The organism is Nocardioides ginsengisoli (genome assembly GCF_039537225.1).
In the GTDB taxonomy this organism is placed as follows: domain Bacteria; phylum Actinomycetota; class Actinomycetes; order Propionibacteriales; family Nocardioidaceae; genus Nocardioides; species Nocardioides ginsengisoli.
Genome location: NZ_BAABAC010000013.1, coordinates 58,973 through 73,835, shown reverse-complemented (window position 1 = coordinate 73,835; position 14,863 = coordinate 58,973). Strand labels below are relative to the sequence as shown.

Annotated in this window: 16 protein-coding genes; 12 read left to right on the top strand and 4 right to left on the bottom strand. The window is 74.5% G+C overall.

The window, feature by feature from the left end; all coding sequences use genetic code 11:
• Positions 1–13 precede the first annotated feature (13 nt).
• The 9 genes from AB4880_RS06820 (at position 14) to AB4880_RS06780 (ending at position 8,215) form a co-directional block, all read left to right on the top strand.
• Positions 14–1,246, top strand: a complete 1,233-nt coding sequence (locus AB4880_RS06820; protein ID WP_367918464.1) for a geranylgeranyl reductase family protein — start codon at positions 14–16, stop codon at positions 1,244–1,246.
• Between the two features lie 130 nt (positions 1,247–1,376).
• Positions 1,377–2,261 (top strand): NUDIX hydrolase, encoded by an 885-nt coding sequence (locus AB4880_RS06815; protein ID WP_367918463.1) that lies wholly within the window; start codon positions 1,377–1,379, stop codon positions 2,259–2,261.
• Positions 2,258–3,538, top strand: a complete 1,281-nt coding sequence (locus AB4880_RS06810; RefSeq protein WP_367918462.1) for a hydroxyacid-oxoacid transhydrogenase — start codon at positions 2,258–2,260, stop codon at positions 3,536–3,538. Before AB4880_RS06815 ends, AB4880_RS06810 begins: the two co-directional genes overlap by 4 nt.
• Positions 3,539–3,849: 311 nt before the next feature.
• Positions 3,850–5,067 (top strand): class I SAM-dependent methyltransferase, encoded by a 1,218-nt coding sequence (locus tag AB4880_RS06805; protein ID WP_367918461.1) that lies wholly within the window; start codon positions 3,850–3,852, stop codon positions 5,065–5,067.
• Between the two features lie 5 nt (positions 5,068–5,072).
• Positions 5,073–6,080, top strand: a complete 1,008-nt coding sequence (locus tag AB4880_RS06800; protein WP_367918460.1) for a hypothetical protein — start codon at positions 5,073–5,075, stop codon at positions 6,078–6,080.
• A 1-nt stretch (position 6,081) separates the two neighbouring features.
• The gene (locus AB4880_RS06795; RefSeq protein ID WP_367918459.1) at positions 6,082–7,044 is read left to right on the top strand and encodes a DNA topoisomerase IB; all 963 of its coding nucleotides are present in this window, start codon (positions 6,082–6,084) and stop codon (positions 7,042–7,044) included.
• 13 nt (positions 7,045–7,057) lie between these two features.
• On the top strand, positions 7,058–7,366 hold the full coding sequence (locus AB4880_RS06790; protein ID WP_367918458.1) for a DUF1905 domain-containing protein: 309 nt from the start codon (positions 7,058–7,060) through the stop codon (positions 7,364–7,366).
• The gene (locus tag AB4880_RS06785) at positions 7,363–7,857 is read left to right on the top strand and encodes an O-acetyl-ADP-ribose deacetylase (protein WP_367918457.1); all 495 of its coding nucleotides are present in this window, start codon (positions 7,363–7,365) and stop codon (positions 7,855–7,857) included. Before AB4880_RS06790 ends, AB4880_RS06785 begins: the two co-directional genes overlap by 4 nt.
• Positions 7,858–7,951: 94 nt before the next feature.
• Positions 7,952–8,215, top strand: coding sequence for a hypothetical protein (locus tag AB4880_RS06780; RefSeq protein WP_367918456.1), 264 nt, complete (start codon positions 7,952–7,954; stop codon positions 8,213–8,215).
• A gap of 10 nt (positions 8,216–8,225) precedes the next feature.
• Here the strand turns inward: AB4880_RS06780 and serC are convergent, their stop codons facing one another.
• Positions 8,226–9,347, bottom strand: a complete 1,122-nt coding sequence (serC, locus tag AB4880_RS06775; RefSeq protein WP_367918455.1) for a phosphoserine transaminase — start codon at positions 9,345–9,347, stop codon at positions 8,226–8,228.
• Positions 9,348–9,455: 108 nt separating this feature from the next.
• On the opposite strand from serC, the gene AB4880_RS06770 reads away from it, so the two are divergent.
• Positions 9,456–9,938, top strand: a complete 483-nt coding sequence (locus tag AB4880_RS06770; protein ID WP_367918454.1) for a GNAT family N-acetyltransferase — start codon at positions 9,456–9,458, stop codon at positions 9,936–9,938.
• A 22-nt stretch (positions 9,939–9,960) separates the two neighbouring features.
• Here the strand turns inward: AB4880_RS06770 and AB4880_RS06765 are convergent, their stop codons facing one another.
• Complete coding sequence (locus tag AB4880_RS06765) at positions 9,961–10,638, bottom strand: pyridoxamine 5'-phosphate oxidase family protein (protein WP_367918453.1); 678 nt, start codon at positions 10,636–10,638, stop codon at positions 9,961–9,963.
• Between the two features lie 68 nt (positions 10,639–10,706).
• On the opposite strand from AB4880_RS06765, the gene pdxR reads away from it, so the two are divergent.
• Complete coding sequence (gene pdxR, locus AB4880_RS06760) at positions 10,707–12,044, top strand: MocR-like pyridoxine biosynthesis transcription factor PdxR (RefSeq protein WP_367918452.1); 1,338 nt, start codon at positions 10,707–10,709, stop codon at positions 12,042–12,044.
• On the opposite strand, the gene AB4880_RS06755 is transcribed toward pdxR, so the two are convergent.
• Entirely contained in the window at positions 12,025–13,245 is a 1,221-nt protein-coding gene (locus tag AB4880_RS06755; protein WP_367918451.1) for an MFS transporter, read from the bottom strand. The genes pdxR and AB4880_RS06755 overlap by 20 nt on opposite strands.
• Before the next feature lie 49 nt (positions 13,246–13,294).
• Between AB4880_RS06755 and AB4880_RS06750 the strand changes: the two genes are divergently transcribed.
• Positions 13,295–13,951 (top strand): FadR/GntR family transcriptional regulator, encoded by a 657-nt coding sequence (locus AB4880_RS06750; RefSeq protein ID WP_367918450.1) that lies wholly within the window; start codon positions 13,295–13,297, stop codon positions 13,949–13,951.
• On the opposite strand, the gene AB4880_RS06745 is transcribed toward AB4880_RS06750, so the two are convergent.
• Complete coding sequence (locus AB4880_RS06745; RefSeq protein WP_367918449.1) at positions 13,917–14,849, bottom strand: EamA family transporter; 933 nt, start codon at positions 14,847–14,849, stop codon at positions 13,917–13,919. The two genes, AB4880_RS06750 and AB4880_RS06745, sit on opposite strands and share 35 nt — an antisense overlap.
• Positions 14,850–14,863: the final 14 nt, after the last annotated feature.

Here is a 14,863-nt window from a genome sequence, read left to right as displayed (position 1 = left end):
CGAGAATCGCGGGGTGAGCGCTCCTCTGCAGACCGACGTCCTCGTCGTGGGCGCCGGCCCGGCCGGCTCCGCGGCCGCCGCCTGGGCGACCCGCGCGGGGCTCGACGTGGTCCTGGCCGACGCGGCGGTGTTCCCGCGCGACAAGACCTGCGGCGACGGACTCACCCCGCGCGCGATCGGCGAGCTGGAGCGGCTCGGGCTGCGCGACTGGGTGCGCGCACACACCGTCAACCAGGGGCTGCGCGCGCACGGCTTCGGCCAGACGCTGCACCTGCCCTGGCCGGGCGGCAACCTCCCGGACTGGGGCAGCGCGGTCGCGCGCACCGAGCTCGACGACCACCTGCGCACCACCGCGCTCAAGTCGGGCGCGACGGGTCTCGACGGCGCCCGCGCGGTCGACGTACGCATGGCCGGCGAGCGGGTCGCCGCGGTCGTCTTCAAGGACGGCCGTGAGGTCGCCTGCAAGCGGCTGATCGTCGCCGACGGCGTCCGCTCGCCGCTCGGCAAGGTGCTGGGGCGCGAGTGGCACCGCGACACCGTCTACGGCGTCGCCGGGCGCTCGTACGTCACCTCGACGCGCGCCGACGACCCGTGGATCAGCTCGCACCTCGAGCTGCGCGGTGAGCAGAACGAGATCCTCAGCGGCTACGGCTGGATCTTCCCGCTGGGAGCGGGCTCCGGCGAGGTCAACCTCGGCGCGGGCACGCTCGCGACGGCGAAGCGGCCGGCCGACGTGGCGATCAAGCCGCTGATGAAGCTGTACGCCGACCGGCTGCGCACCGAGTTCGGCCTGGGTGAGGAGCTGCGGGCGCCGACGTCCGCGCTGCTGCCGATGGGCGGCGCGGTCTCCCACGTCGCCGGACGCAACTGGGCGCTCATCGGCGACGCCGCCGCGTGCGTCAACCCGCTCAACGGCGAGGGCATCGACTACGGCCTCGAGACCGGCCGGCTGGTCGCCGAGCTGCTCGCCGACGACGCCGACCTCGGCGCGGTGTGGCCGCAGCTGCTGCGCGACCACTACGGCGAGTCCTTCTCGATCGCGCGCCGGCTCGCCGGGCTGGTCACCGTCCCGAAGCTGCTGCCCGCGCTGGGCCCCGTCGGCATGCGCTCCGACCTGCTGATGACGCTCGCACTGCGCTGGATGGGCAACCTGGTCACCGACGAGGACCGCGACCGGGCCGCGCGGGTGTGGCGCTGGGCGGGTCGCCGATCGCTCGCCAAGGACGCCCGCCCGCCCTTCAATTGAGATGGGTCGAGCGCGTCTGCGGCGCGGCGGGGGCAGCAAGCTGCCGGTGACGCGCCTCTCGCCGCGCTGCCGACCATGAGTGAGCTGGTCGCCGACCAATAGGGTGGGGGCAGAACGACAGGAGACGGTGATGGGGCAGCGGGTGCAGCGGCTGGCGGCGTACGCCGTCATCGTCCGTGGCGACCAGATCCTGCTGTCGCGGCTCTCCGAGCGGGTGACCCGCAAGGAGCTGTGGTCCCTGCCCGGCGGCGGCGTCGACCACGGCGAGGACCCGCGGGACGCCGTCGTACGCGAGGTCTACGAGGAGACCGGGCTGCGCGCCCAGGTCGACGAGACCGCCCACGTCTACTCGATGCACGTCGCCGACTCGTGGCGGCGCGGGCGGCGGGTCGACGCGCACTCGGTCCGGATCGTCTACGAGGGCTGGGTGCCGGCGGACTCGCCGGAGCCGCACGTGACCGAGGTCGACGGCTCGACGGCCGAGGCGGCGTGGCAGCCGCTGGCCAAGGTCCTCGACGGGTCGCTGCCCACGGTGAGCCTGGTGACCGACGCGCTCACGGCGTACCGGGTGCGGCAGCGACAGCGCACGGCCGCCTACGCGTACGTCGTCCGCGACGGCGCCATCCTGCTCACCCGGACCTCCGCGCTCGCACCCGACCCCGGCACCTGGCACCTGCCCGGCGGCGGCGTCGACCACGGCGAGTCGCCGACCGAGACCATCCACCGCGAGCTCGGCGAGGAGTGCGGGCTCGACGGGCACGCGACCTCGCTGCTGACCGTCCTCGACCACCACTTCACCGGAACCGCGCCCAACGGCCGCGAGGAGGACTTCCACGCGATCGGCGTCATCTACCGCGCCGAGGTCGGGCCGGGGGAGCCGCACGTCGTCGAGGAGGGGGGCACCACCGACGGCGTCGCGTGGGTCCCGCTCGCCGACGTCGCGGCGGGCCGGTTGAAGGTCTACGGCTCGGTGCGCGCCGCGATCGAGGCCGCCGGCGATACTGTCCCCGGATGACCGCCGAGACCGTCTTCACCTACGCCGCTCCCGCGCTGAAGTTCGGGCGCGGCGCCGCCGCCGAGATCGGGTACGACGTCCGCGCGTGGGACGCGCGTCGCGTCCTGCTCGTCACCGACCCCGGAGTGGCCGCGACCGGCCATCCCGAGCGGGTGGCCGACGGCCTGCGCGCCCGCGACCTGTCCGTCGTCGTGTACGACGGCGCGCGGGTCGAGCCGACCGACGCCTCGCTGGAGGAGGCGGTCGCCTTCGCGCGCGCCGAGGGGCCCTTCGACGCGGTCGTCGCCGTGGGCGGCGGCTCGGCGATCGACACGGCGAAGGCGGTCGCGCTGCTCGTGACCAACCCGGGCGAGCTGATGGACTACGTGAACGCGCCGATCGGCAAGGCCCGCGCGCCCGAGCAGCCGGTGCTGCCGCTGGTCGCCGTGCCGACGACGACCGGGACGGGCGCCGAGTCGACCACGATCTGCGTGATGGACGTGCTGGCGCTGAAGGTGAAGACCGGCATCAGCCACGCCGCGTTGCGCCCCCGGCTGGCGGTCGTGGACCCTCAACTCTCCGCCACCCAGCCGCCCGGCGTGCTCGCCGCCGCGGGGATGGACATCCTGTGCCACGCGCTGGAGAGCTACACCGCGCGCTGGTACGGCGAGTTCGACGCGAAGCAGCCCGAGCAGCGGGTGCCGTACTGCGGCGCCAACCCGATCGCGGACCTCTGGTCGGAGCGCGCCCTGGGCCTGCTCGCGACGGCGTTCCGGGCCGCTGTACGGCAGGCGCGGGAGGGGGCGTCGGGCACCGAGGCGGCCGAGCAGATGGCGCTCGCCGCGACCTTCGCCGGGCTGGGCTTCGGCAACGCCGGCGTCCACATCCCGCACGCCAACGCGTACCCGATCGCCGGGCGGGTGCGGGACTTCCGCCCGGCCGACTATCCGCAGGACGAGCCGATGGTGCCGCACGGCATGGCGGTGTCGCTGACCGCGCCGGAGGCCTTCCGGTTCACCTTCGACGCGGCGCCGGAGCGGCACCTGCGCGCAGCGTCGCTGCTCTCGCCCGGGGTCTCCGTCTCGGCCGGGCGGGATGTGCTGCCGGCCGTGCTGGCCGGGCTGATGCAGGACATCGGCATCCCCAACGGTCTGGCCGCGGTCGGCTACGGCGCGGGCGACGTCGACGTACTGGTCGACGGGGCGCTGCAGCAGCAGCGGCTGCTGGCGACGGCGCCGAAGGAGGTCCGGGGCGAGGACCTCGCGGGGATCATCGGGGCCTCGCTCGAGCACTGGTGAGGTGGGCGTGACCGCTTGTAACTCGGTGTTCGGGGATCCGCCACGGGGTCGTGACCGGTAACGACACCGTGGTGGATGACGATCCGCCGTGGTGGGTGACGAGCCACCGTGGTGGGTGACGATCTACCGCGGTGGATGACGATCCACCGTGGTGGATGAACGAACACCGAGTTACAAGCGGCAGGCCGCCCTGACGTTCGGGCGGCGCGCGACCCGTAGGATTGCCGGGTGAATCCTCGCCACCGCCGACTGATCATCCCGGCTGCGCTGGTGGCGCTTCTGCTCATCGTCGTCGTGGCAGCGCTGCTCCAGTGAGCACGGCCTCCCTCGACGACGGCCTGGCCGAGATCCGCGCCGACCTGCTGGCCGACGACCGGCTGGTGCGGGCGGTCGCGTCCGGGCGCCGTCGTACGGCGGTGCCCGCGTGGCGCCGCGTCGAGCTGCGGTGGGTCGACCTCAAGGCGGGGCGGCACCTGCAGATCACCCGGTACGACGCCACCCAGGCCCACACGGCCAACCACCGGATCGGCGCCGACGCCGACGCCGCGATCGACGCGCTGCTCGCCGAGCCGTTCGGCAACTGGACGGTCGAGACGCCCGAGCGCCAGCTGTCGCTGCGTGTGACGAAGAAGGGCGCCGCCGCGCTGCACAAGCACCAGCCGCAGACGGCCGCCGCCGACGCGAGCGTCGACCGCAGCCACGACCGGACCAAGGAACGGCTGCTGCCCGAGGACGACCCGGTGTTCGCCGCGCTGGGCCTGGCCGACGCGCAGGGGCGGATCAAGCCGAGCCGGCGCGCGAAGTACCGCCAGGTCGAGGATTTCCTCCGCATCCTCGACAGCACGCTCACCGACGCGATCGCGAAGAGCCAGGTCCGTCGGCCCACCGCCGACGAGCCGCTGCGGATCGTCGACCTCGGCTGCGGCAACGGCTACCTGACGTTCGCCGCGCAGCGCTTCCTCAGCGAGCGGCGCGGGCTGCCGGTCCGGGTGACCGGGGTCGACGTCAAGGAGCAGTCGCGCGACCACAACTCCGCCGTCGCGCAGCGGCTCGGCATCGACGCCACCTTCGTCGCCGGCACGATCGGCGACGCGGTGCTCGACCAGCAGCCCGACGTCGTCCTCGCGCTGCACGCCTGCGACACCGCCACCGACGACGCGCTGGCCCGCGCGATCGACTGGGGTGCCCCGCTGGTGCTCGCCGCGCCCTGCTGCCACCACGACATCGCCGCCCAGCTGCGTGCGGCGCCCGCGCCGGCGCCGTACACCTCGCTGGTGCGCGACGGCATCCTGCGCGAGCGCTTCGCCGACACCCTCACCGATGCACTGCGGGCGTTGCTGCTGCGCCGTGAGGGGTACCGGGTCGACGTGATCGAGTTCGTCGACAGCCAGCACACGCCGCGCAACACCCTGCTCCGGGCGGTGCGGACGGCGCGCAAGGGCACGCCCGCCGACACCAGCGAGTACGACGACCTCGTGGCCGCATGGGGCGTCCGCCCGCGCCTCGGGGAGCTGCTCGCAGGACGGTGACCCGCGTGGAGAGGCTCCTGCTCCTGCTGTTGCCCGTCCCGTTCGCGGTCGGGCTGCTGACGCCCGGCGCGGCGGTCGAGCCGATCCCGGGCACGCCCGTCTTCGCCTTCCAGGACACGGCCATCGACGAGTCGAGCGGCCTGGTCGCGCAGGACGGGCTGGTCGTCAGCGTCAACGACTCCGGCGACACCGCCCGGATCTTCACCGTCGACGCGCGCACCGGCCGGACCGTCGGGATGACGCACTGGCAGGGCGACGCCATCGACGACGAGGCGCTCGCGCCGGCCGGCAAGGGCTTCGTGTGGGTCGGCGACATCGGTGACAACGAGGGCAAGCGCGACCACGTCGTCGTCTCGAAGGTGCCCTTCGGGCGGGGCGAGCGGACGGTCCGTGCCCACCGCTACGAGCTGGTCTACCCCGACGGCCCCCACGACGCCGAGAGCCTGCTCGCCGACCCGGCGACCGGCCGGCTGTACGTCGTCGCCAAGGAGTTCATCGGGCGGATGTACGCCGCGCCCGCCACTCTCGACCCCGACCGCCCCAACCGGCTGGAGCCGGTCGGCGAGGTCCTCGGCATCGCCACCGACGGAGCCTTCCTCCCCGACGGCCGGCACCTGGTGCTGCGCAACTACGGACAGGCCGCGATCTACACCTGGCCGGGGCTGCGCCGCGTCGAGCGCTTCGACCTGCCGGTCCAGCGGCAGGGGGAGGGGCTCGCGATCGAGGGTGACGGGCGGACCGCCCTGCTCAGCTCGGAGGGCGTCGACGCGGAGGTGCTGCGCGTGGCCCTGCCGACGCCGACACCGGCGGCGACACCGACGCCGACACCGACGCCGACGCCGACACCGACGCCGACACCGACCCTGGACGAGACCGCGCCCGCCGAGGCGCGGCCGACGACCGTGACCGACCACGACCCCGAGGCCCTTCACGTCTGGTGGCCGTGGGCCGCCGGAGGCGGGGCGCTCGTCGTCCTGCTCGGCCTGCTCGCCCGGGCGCGGAGGCGAGGCTGACATGCCCCGCCTGCGGCGCAGCTCACCGGAGGAGCCGGGCTGGACCCGGCGCCGGGCCGGGCGCGGGTTCGTCTACCTCGACGCCGACGGCTCCCGGCTGGGCGACGACGACGCCGCGCGCTGTCGCGAGCTGGTGATCCCGCCGGCCTGGACCGACGTGTGGATCTGCACCCACCCCCACGGCCACCTGCAGGTGGTCGGCACCGACGACGCCGGACGGCGCCAGTACCTCTACCACCCGGCGTGGGTCGAGCGGCGCTCGCGCGAGAAGTACGAGCGGGCGCGGCTGCTCGGCCAGCGGCTGCCCCAGGTGCGGGAGCGGGTGCTCGCCGACCTCGACCGCGACGTGATCGACACGGCGAGCACGTGCGCGCTGGCCGTCCGCCTGATCGACCTGGGCTGCTTCCGGATCGGCAACGACGTCTACGCGTCCGAGAACGGCTCCTTCGGGCTCACGACCCTGGAGCGCCGGCACGTACGGCGCTCCGGCGAGCTGCTGGTCTTCGACTTCACCGGCAAGTCCGGCATCGACCACCACGTCGAGATCGGCGACGAGATCGCGATCGAGGCGATCGACCGCCGCCGACGCCGGCGGCGGGCCGACACGCGGCTGTTCGACGTACGGGCCGACGACGTCAACGACTACCTGCGGGAGACCAGCGGGCTCGACGTGACGGCCAAGGACTTCCGGACCTGGCACGCCACCGTGCGCGCCGCCGTCGAGCTGTCGGAGGCGCCCGGCCCCGACGCCAGCAAGGCCGCACGGAAGCGGGCCGTCGCCGCGGCCATGCGAGAGGTCGCCGACATGCTGGGCAACACGCCGACGCTCGCCCGGTCGTCGTACGTCGACCCGCGCGTCGTCGACGCCTACGAGGAGGGCCGCACGATCCGGGCCGCCGTCCGGCGTGGCGGCGACCTGGAGCGGGCGACGCTGCGGCTGCTGCGCGCTGTCGGTGGCCGGTGACACGATCGGGCCCGTGACCGAGCACGAGTTCACCGCCGAGCTGTGGCGCTGGTGGGCGCGCGACGAGGAGACCGGCGGCGCCTGGTTCTTCGTCAGCCTGCCCGAGGAGGTCGCCGACGCGGTCGACGACGAGGCCGGCCCGCGCAAGGGCTTCGGCAGCGTCCGGGTCGAGGTCACCGTCGGCGCCAGCACCTGGCGCACCTCGGTCTTCCCGAGCGCCGAGAAGAAGACGTTCGTGCTGCCGGTGAAGAAGGCCGTCCGCACCGCCGAGGGGCTCGTCGAGGGTGGACCGTGCGCGGTCCGGCTCCGTACCGTCGAGTGATGGACATCGAGGTCGTCGAGGGCGACATCACCCAGCAGGACGTCGACGCCGTGGTCAACGCCGCCAACCGCGCGATGCGGGGCGGCGGGGGCGTCGACGGCGCGATCCACCGGGGCGGCGGTCCCCAGATCCTGGCCGACTGCATCGCCCGCTTCCCGCACGGGCTGGCCACCGGCGACGCCGGCTGGACGACGGCCGGGCTGCTGCCCGCGCGGTGGGTGATCCACGTGGTCGGCCCCAACCGCAACGCCGGCGAGACCGACCGCTCGCTGCTCACCTCCTGCTACCGCCGTGCCCTCGAGGTCGCCGACGAGATCGGGGCGCGTTCGATCGCCTTCCCGCTGGTCAGCGCCGGCGTCTACGGCTGGCCCAAGGAGGACGCCGTCGACGCGGCGCTGGAGACCCTGCGCGCGACGCCCACCCAGGTCGAGCTGGCGCGGATGGTGGCCTTCGGGCGGTCGGCGTACGAGCTGATCGCGGGCCGGCTCTAGCGTCCGGGACCCGGTCCCGAATTCACGACGGGGACGTCACCCGCTCCGCGGCAGGTCGTTGGTCCAGCACCGACCCACCGAGAGGAGCAGACCGATGCCGATGGAGCTCACGACCGCCGTACTGCTGGTGGCCTTCGCCCTGCTCTGCGCGGGCTGGCTGGTCCGCTCGCCGCGGACGGCGGGCGCCGGACCGGACGCCGCCGCGTGGCGTGGCGCGGCCCTGCGGCACTTCTCCGAGCACCGCGACCTGCAGCGCTCGGTCGCCGAGGTGCTCAGCACCCCGGGCGCCGTCACCGGCGCGGCCCGGCGCGACCTGATGGTCGCGCTCGGGGCCCCGCAGGTCGACGTCTACGCCTGACCGGAGCCGGTCAGAGCGCGCCGACGACGTAGTCGATCGAGGCGGTCAGCGCCTCGATGTCGGCCGGGTCGATCGCCGGGTACATCGCGATCCGCAGCTGGTTGCGGCCGAGCTTGCGGTAGGGCTCGGTGTCGACGATGCCGTTGGCGCGCAGCACCTTCGCGATCTCGGCGGCGTCGATGCTGTCGTCGAAGTCGATGGTGCCGATGACGAGCGAGCGGTGCGCGGCGACCGGGACGTAGGGCGTCGTGTACGACGTCCGCTCGGCCCAGCCGTAGAGCGCGTCGGACGACGCGGTGGTGCGCTCGACCATGCCCTTGAGGCCGCCCTGGGCGTTCATCCAGTCCAGCTGCTCGGCCATCAGGAAGAGCGTGGCGACCGACGGGGTGTTGTAGGTCTGGTTCTTCGCCGAGTTGTCGATCGCGGTCGGCAGGTCGAAGAAGGCCGGGATGTGCCGGTCGGACGCACCGATCCGGGCCGCGCGCTCGAGGGCGGCGGGCGACATCGTCGCGATCCACAGGCCGCCGTCGGAGGCGAAGCACTTCTGGGGCGCGAAGTAGTAGACGTCGGTCTCGCGCAGGTCGACGGGCAGGCCGCCGGCGCCCGAGGTGGCGTCGATGAGGACGAGCGCGTCGTCGGCCGCGCCGGCCGGGCGGACGACGGGCGCCATCACGGCGGTCGACGTCTCGTTGTGGGCCCAGGCGTAGGCGTCGACGCCGTCCTCGGCGACCGGGTCGGGACGCGAGCCGGGCTCGGTGCTGATGACCGACGGGGCGTCGAGCCACGGCGCCTGCTCGACGGCCTTGGCGAACTTCGCGGAGAACTCGCCGAAGGTCAGGTGCTGCGACTTGCGCTCGATCAGGCCGAAGGTGGCGACGTCCCAGAACGCCGTCGCGCCGCCGTTGCCGAGCACCACCTGGTAGCCGTCGGGCAGGTCGAAGAGCGCGGCCAGGCCCTCGCGGACGCGGGCGACGACGTTCTTGACCGGCGCCTGGCGGTGGGACGTGCCCATGAGCGTGTCGCCCGTGGCGGCCAGCGCGTCGAGGTGGCTGGTCTGGATCTTCGAGGGGCCGGCGCCGAAGCGGCCGTCGGCGGGCTTGAGGTCGGCGGGGATCACGATCGCGTCAGTCACGGTGAAACCTTCTCATCGCAGGTTGCGGGAGGGACAGGCTGACGACGCTGTCAGAGATGGACCTAGTCTGACAGGCCCATCCCGACGCCCGAAAACCGACGGACCCGCATGGACACCAGCTTCGCCCTCCGCCCGGTCGGGTACCTGCACCCGGACGCCGCGCTGCTCGTCGCCCGCGTCCAGGCCGAGTACGTCGAGCGGTACGGCTCGCCCGACGAGAGCCCCGTCGACCCGAGCGTCTTCGACCCGCCCGAGGGCGTCTTCCTCGTCGGGTACGACGACCGCGCCCCGGTCGCCACCGGCGCCTGGCGACGCTCGCCGGTGCGGCTGCTCGGGGGCGCCAACGCGGTCGAGGTGAAGCGGATGTTCGTCGTACCGGAGTGTCGTGGGCGCGGCCTGGCCCGCCGAGTGCTCGCCGAGCTGGAGCGGACCGCGCTCGACGCCGGCCACGACCTCGTCGTCCTCGAGACCGGGCTGCGGCAGCCCGAGGCGATCGCGCTCTACACGAGCGCCGGCTACGAGCCGGTGCCCGGCTTCGGCTACTACCGGGACGCGCCGCTCTCGCGCTGCTTCGGCAAGCGGATCGGCTGACGCCGCCGCGCCGTCCGGATGCTCACGCGCGGTGCAGAGCGCGTGCCCGGACGTCGTCCGGCACGGCGACCTCGGCCGGCGTTTGGTGGTCCACGACTGGCGCGCCGACCACCCGCGTCAGCGGCAGATGGCCGCCCCAGATGCCCGCGGCGACGTCCTCCGGCTCGTCGACCGGACCACCCGCGCGGGCCTTCATCGACGCCTCGTGCAGCGGTACGGCGAGCACCGCGGTCGCCGCGAGCTCCTTGCGCGTGCTGGGGCGCAGGGTCGCGGAGCGGCCGGGGATCATGTGGTCGACGATCAGGTCGAGGGCGTGCTGGCGCTCGGCGGGGTCGGTGACGACGCGGGCGCGGCCGATGACGACGGCGGAGCGGTAGTTCATCGAGTGGTGGAAGGCCGAGCGGCCGGCGACCAGGCCGTCGAGCTCGGTGACGGTGACGCAGACGGTCGCGTCGCCCGCCTCCTGCAGCCAGCGGGCGCCGACGGAGCCGTGGACGTAGAGCGTGCCGCCCTCGTCCGGGCCGTCGGCGTCGACGGCGAAGGCGGTCGGGAGGACCACCGGGTGGTCTCCGACGGTGACGCCGAGGTGCGCGACGAGCGCGTCGGCGAGGAGCGCGTGCAGCTCGGTGCGGTCGGCGACGGCGCGGTTGCGGCCGCGACGGATCCGGGTGCGGTCGGTGGGCTCCAGTGTGGTGCTCATGGCACCATCGTGGGTGACAAGTGGCCTGCGAGCACGGGCCAGTTCCCGACGACTCTGGCAGGCCACTCATGGTTCCGCTCCGCCTCGACCGCGCCGATCCGCGCCCGCTCGGCACCCAGCTCGCCGACCAGGTCCGGCAGCTCGTGCTCGACGGGGCGCTGGTGCCCGGCGACCGGATGCCCGCGACCCGGCGGCTGGCCGCCGACCTCGAGGTGTCGCGGTCCGTCGTCGAGCAGGCCTTCGACCAGCTGCTCGCCGAGGGCTGGCTGGAGGCGCGCCAGGGATCCGGCACCTGGGTCTCCGGCGGCACCATGGGCCGGCCGGCGGCGCCGGCCCGCCGGCGTCCGGCCACGCGGGAGCGCGACCTGGTCATGCTCGACGCCGGCACGCCCTGGATCGACCCGCGCCACCAGAGCGTCTGGCGCCGCGCGTGGCGGGAGGTCTCGGTCGCCACGCCACCCCGGGGCTACGACGACCCGCGCGGCCTCGCCGAGCTCCGCGGCCTGCTTGCCGAGCGGCTCGGCCGCACCCGCGGCCTGGCCGTCGACCCCGACGCGGTCCGCGTCACGGGTGGCACGACCGCCGGCCTGCGCCACCTGCTCGCCGTGCTGCCGCCGGGCGCGGTCGGCGTCGAGGATCCCGGCTACCGGGCGGCCGTCGCGACCGTCGCCGAGGCCGGCCGCGCGGTCCGCGACCTGCCGGCGCTCGAGCCGGTGACCGACCTGCGCGGCTGCGCGGCGGCGTACGTGACGCCCGCCCACCAGCACCCGCTCGGCCGGGTGATGCCCGCCGCCGACCGGCTCGCGCTGCTCGCGACCGCGCGCCGCGACGGGGCGCTGGTGGTGGAGGACGACTACGACTCCGAGTTCCGCTACGACGTCGCGCCGGTGCCGGCGCTCGCCTCGCTCGACCGCGACCGGGTGGCCTACCTCGGCACCGCCTCGAAGGCGATCCTGCCGTCGCTGCGGCTGGGCTGGACCGTCGTACCGGACGGGCTGCTCGACGCCTTCGACGGCCACCGGTCGATCACCCATGACGCCCCGCCGTGGCCGGTGCAGCGGGCGCTGGTCACCCTCCTCCGAGACGGCTACGTCGACGCCGTGGTCCGCTCCGCGCGCCGGGTCTACGCCGAGCGGGCGCCGCGGGTGGTGGCCGCGCTCACGCCGTACGCCGACCTGGCGGGGCCGGTGGCCGGCATGTACTCCACCTGGCTGCTGCCGCACGCCCGCGCGGTGCGGGTGCAGCGGGCCGCCGAGGACGCCGGCTTCCGGGTCAACCTGCTGCGCGACTACTGCCGCGCGACGCGGCTCAGCGGGCTGGTTGTCGGCTTCGGTGGCCCGACCGACGCCGAGCTCGACCGGGCGCTGGAGGTCCTGGTGGCGGCGCTCAGCGGGCGACGATCTTGACCGGCCGGCCGGCGACGTAGCCGACCGCGATCTGCACGAGGCCCAGGCCGATCAGCAGCGCGCAGGGGATCGCCCAGCTGTTCGTCGCATCGTGCAGGATGCCGATGAGGAAGGGGCCCGCGGCCGCGATCAGGTAGCCGACGCTCTGCGCCATCGTCGACAGCGACGCGGTGTCGGCGGTCGTGGAGGTGCGCATCGCGAACATCGAGAGCGCGACCGGGAAGACCGCGCCGCCCGCGCCGAGCAGGGCCGCCCACAGCCAGGCGCCGTCGACGGGGGAGGCCCACAGGCCGATCCAGCCGAGCATGGTGATGGCGGTCAGGCCGAGGACGAGGTGGCCCTGGCTCCGCACGCGCACCGCGATCATCGGCGCGATGAAGTAGAACGGGATGCCGATGGTGATGCTCGTGGCGAGCAGCAGGCCGGCTTTCGCGTCGCTGAACCCGGCGTCGGCGAAGAGGCTCGGCAGCCAGCTCATCATCACGTAGGCGTTGAGCGACTGGGTGGCGAAGAGCAGGGTGACCGCCCAGGCGATCGGGTTGCGCCACAGCGAGGCGCCGCGGACGTCGGCCCGCTCGGGGTCGCGCTTGCGGGCGTACGGCGCCCACGCGAGCGCCGCGGCGACCGCGGCGAACGCCCACACGCCCAGGCCGACCCGCCACGAGCCGGCGGCGTCCGCGATGGGGACGGTGGTCGCGGCGCCGACCGCCGAGCCGAGGGAGAGGACGGCGGAGTAGGCGCCGGTCATGGTGCCGATCTTGTCGGCGAAGTGCTCCTTGACGATGGCCGGGATGAGCACGTTGCCGAGCGCGATGCCCGCGCAGGCGACGGCGGTGCCGGCGAGCAGCGCGGGCGTGCCGTCGAGGACCCGCAGGACCAGGCCGAGCGCGATCAGCCCGAGCGCCGCCAGCAGGCCGCGGTCGACGCCGAGGCGGCGGGTGACGACCATCGCCGTCGCGCCCACGGCGGCGAAGCAGAGCACCGGGACGGAGGTCAGCACGCCCTGGGTCGTCGCCGAGACGCCGATGCTGCCGAGGTGGTCGAGCAGGGCTCCGAGACTGGTGATCGCCAGCCTCAGGTTGAAGGCGACGAGCAGGACGGCAACGATGAGACCGAGGCCCGCGCGCCCCCGCGACGTCGTCCTGCCCGAGGCCGAGGGGGTGGCGGCGGACGAGGACGGCGTGTGGACGGACGCGGGCATGTCGCCTAGTGTAGACAGACATCGGATGATTGGACGAAAGGAAGGGCTCATGCCGCTCGCACCCGCGACTCCGGCCTCGCTGGTCGACCAGGCCATCGAGGGCATGCGCGCGCTGCTCGAGAGCGGCGAGTGGGCCGTCGGCACCCGGATCCCGCCGGAGCCGCAGCTGGCGTCCGCGCTGGGAGTCAGCCGCAACACCGTGCGCGAGGCGGTCCGCGCGCTCGCCCACCTCGGCGTCCTCCAGGTCCGCCGTGGCGACGGCACCTATGTCGCCGCCGCCACCGAGATGCAGGCGCTGATGCGCCGCCAGGTCGACCGGGTCGAGATCGAGCACCTGCTCGAGGTCCGGCACGCGATCGAGGTCCGGGCCGCGTCGCTGGCGGCCGAGCGCCGTACCGACGCCGACCTGGCGGTCCTCGACGAGGTCATGGACCGGCGCCGGATCGCCCTGGCCATCGGCGACGGCCCGGGCTTCGTCGCCGCCGACGTCGAGTTCCACGTCGCGGTCGTCGCGGCCGCCCACAACCCGCTCCTCGTCGAGCTCTACGACGGTCTCGTCGACACGCTGCGCGCGAGCATCGAGCCCCCGGCCGGCGACGGCGACCTCGAGGCCGAGCACCTCGCCGTCCTGCGGGCGATCCGCGACGGCGACCCGGCCGCCGCGGCCGCCGTCAGTGCCGAGCTGCTCGATCACGTCGTCCGCTGAGGTTCGAGCTGAGCTGACCGCCGACGATCGCGGTGAGCGCCAGCGCGAACCCGACCAGCTGGAGCGGCCGCAGGGCCTGGTCGAGGACCAGCCAGCCGAGCGCGGCCGCGACGACCGGCGAGAGCAGGCCGAGGAGCGCCGTCGAGGCGATCGGCAGTGAGCCGAGCCCCCGGAACCAGAGCAGGTACGCCGCCAGCCCGCCCACCGCGCCGAGCCACAGGTAGCCGCCCGCGGCCGGTGCGTCGATCGCCGGCGGCGCGCCCTCGACGAGGAAGGTCGTCGGCAGCAGGACCAGCCCGCCCGCGGTCAGCAGCCAGCTCACCAGGACCGGCGAGCTGACGTCGTCCGGACGTCCCCAGCGGCGGGTGAGCACCACGCCCGCGGCCATCGACAGCGCCCCGCCGACACCGAGCAGCAAGCCGATCGGGTCGAGCGCGGCGTCGGGGCCGAGGACGACGAGCGCCACGCCCCCCGCGCCCGCCAGCGCCCAGCCGACCTTGGCCACCGTCGGCCGCTCGCCGAGCAGGGGCAGCGCGAGCGCGATCACGAGCAGCGGCTGGACCGCGCCGACCGTCGCCGCGACGCCGCCGGGCAGTCGCTCCGCCGAGGCGAACAGCAGCGGGAAGAAGAGCCCGATGTTGAGCGTCCCCAGGACCAGAGCCCGCCACCACCACACGCCCTGCGGCAGCCGGCGCAGGACCACGAGCAGGAGCAGGCCCGCGGGCAGAGCACGCAGTAGGCCGGCGAAGAGCGGGTGGCCGGCGGGGAGCAGCTGGGTGGTGATCAGGTAGGTCGTGCCCCAGACGGCGGGCGCGAGGGCGGTCAGCGCGGTGAGGCCGGCGTCGCCGGTCGTCCGGGTGCCGGTGCTCGTGCCGGGGAGCGGGAGGGTCGTGGTCATGCCTCCAGCGTCGG

Excerpts from the sequence above, each read along its gene's own strand:
- AB4880_RS06795 (WP_367918459.1), top strand. The coding sequence starts at position 6,082 with ATGCCCCGCCTGCGGCGCAGCTCACCGGAGGAGCCGGGCTGGACCCGG.
- AB4880_RS06815 (WP_367918463.1), top strand. The coding sequence starts at position 1,377 with ATGGGGCAGCGGGTGCAGCGGCTGGCGGCGTACGCCGTCATCGTCCGT.
- AB4880_RS06755 (WP_367918451.1), bottom strand. The coding sequence starts at position 13,245 with ATGCCCGCGTCCGTCCACACGCCGTCCTCGTCCGCCGCCACCCCCTCG.
- AB4880_RS06780 (WP_367918456.1), top strand. The coding sequence starts at position 7,952 with ATGCCGATGGAGCTCACGACCGCCGTACTGCTGGTGGCCTTCGCCCTG.
- AB4880_RS06745 (WP_367918449.1), bottom strand. The coding sequence starts at position 14,849 with ATGACCACGACCCTCCCGCTCCCCGGCACGAGCACCGGCACCCGGACG.
- AB4880_RS06750 (WP_367918450.1), top strand. The coding sequence starts at position 13,295 with ATGCCGCTCGCACCCGCGACTCCGGCCTCGCTGGTCGACCAGGCCATC.
- pdxR (WP_367918452.1), top strand. The coding sequence starts at position 10,707 with ATGGTTCCGCTCCGCCTCGACCGCGCCGATCCGCGCCCGCTCGGCACC.
- AB4880_RS06810 (WP_367918462.1), top strand. The coding sequence starts at position 2,258 with ATGACCGCCGAGACCGTCTTCACCTACGCCGCTCCCGCGCTGAAGTTC.
- AB4880_RS06765 (WP_367918453.1), bottom strand. The coding sequence starts at position 10,638 with ATGAGCACCACACTGGAGCCCACCGACCGCACCCGGATCCGTCGCGGC.
- AB4880_RS06770 (WP_367918454.1), top strand. The coding sequence starts at position 9,456 with ATGGACACCAGCTTCGCCCTCCGCCCGGTCGGGTACCTGCACCCGGAC.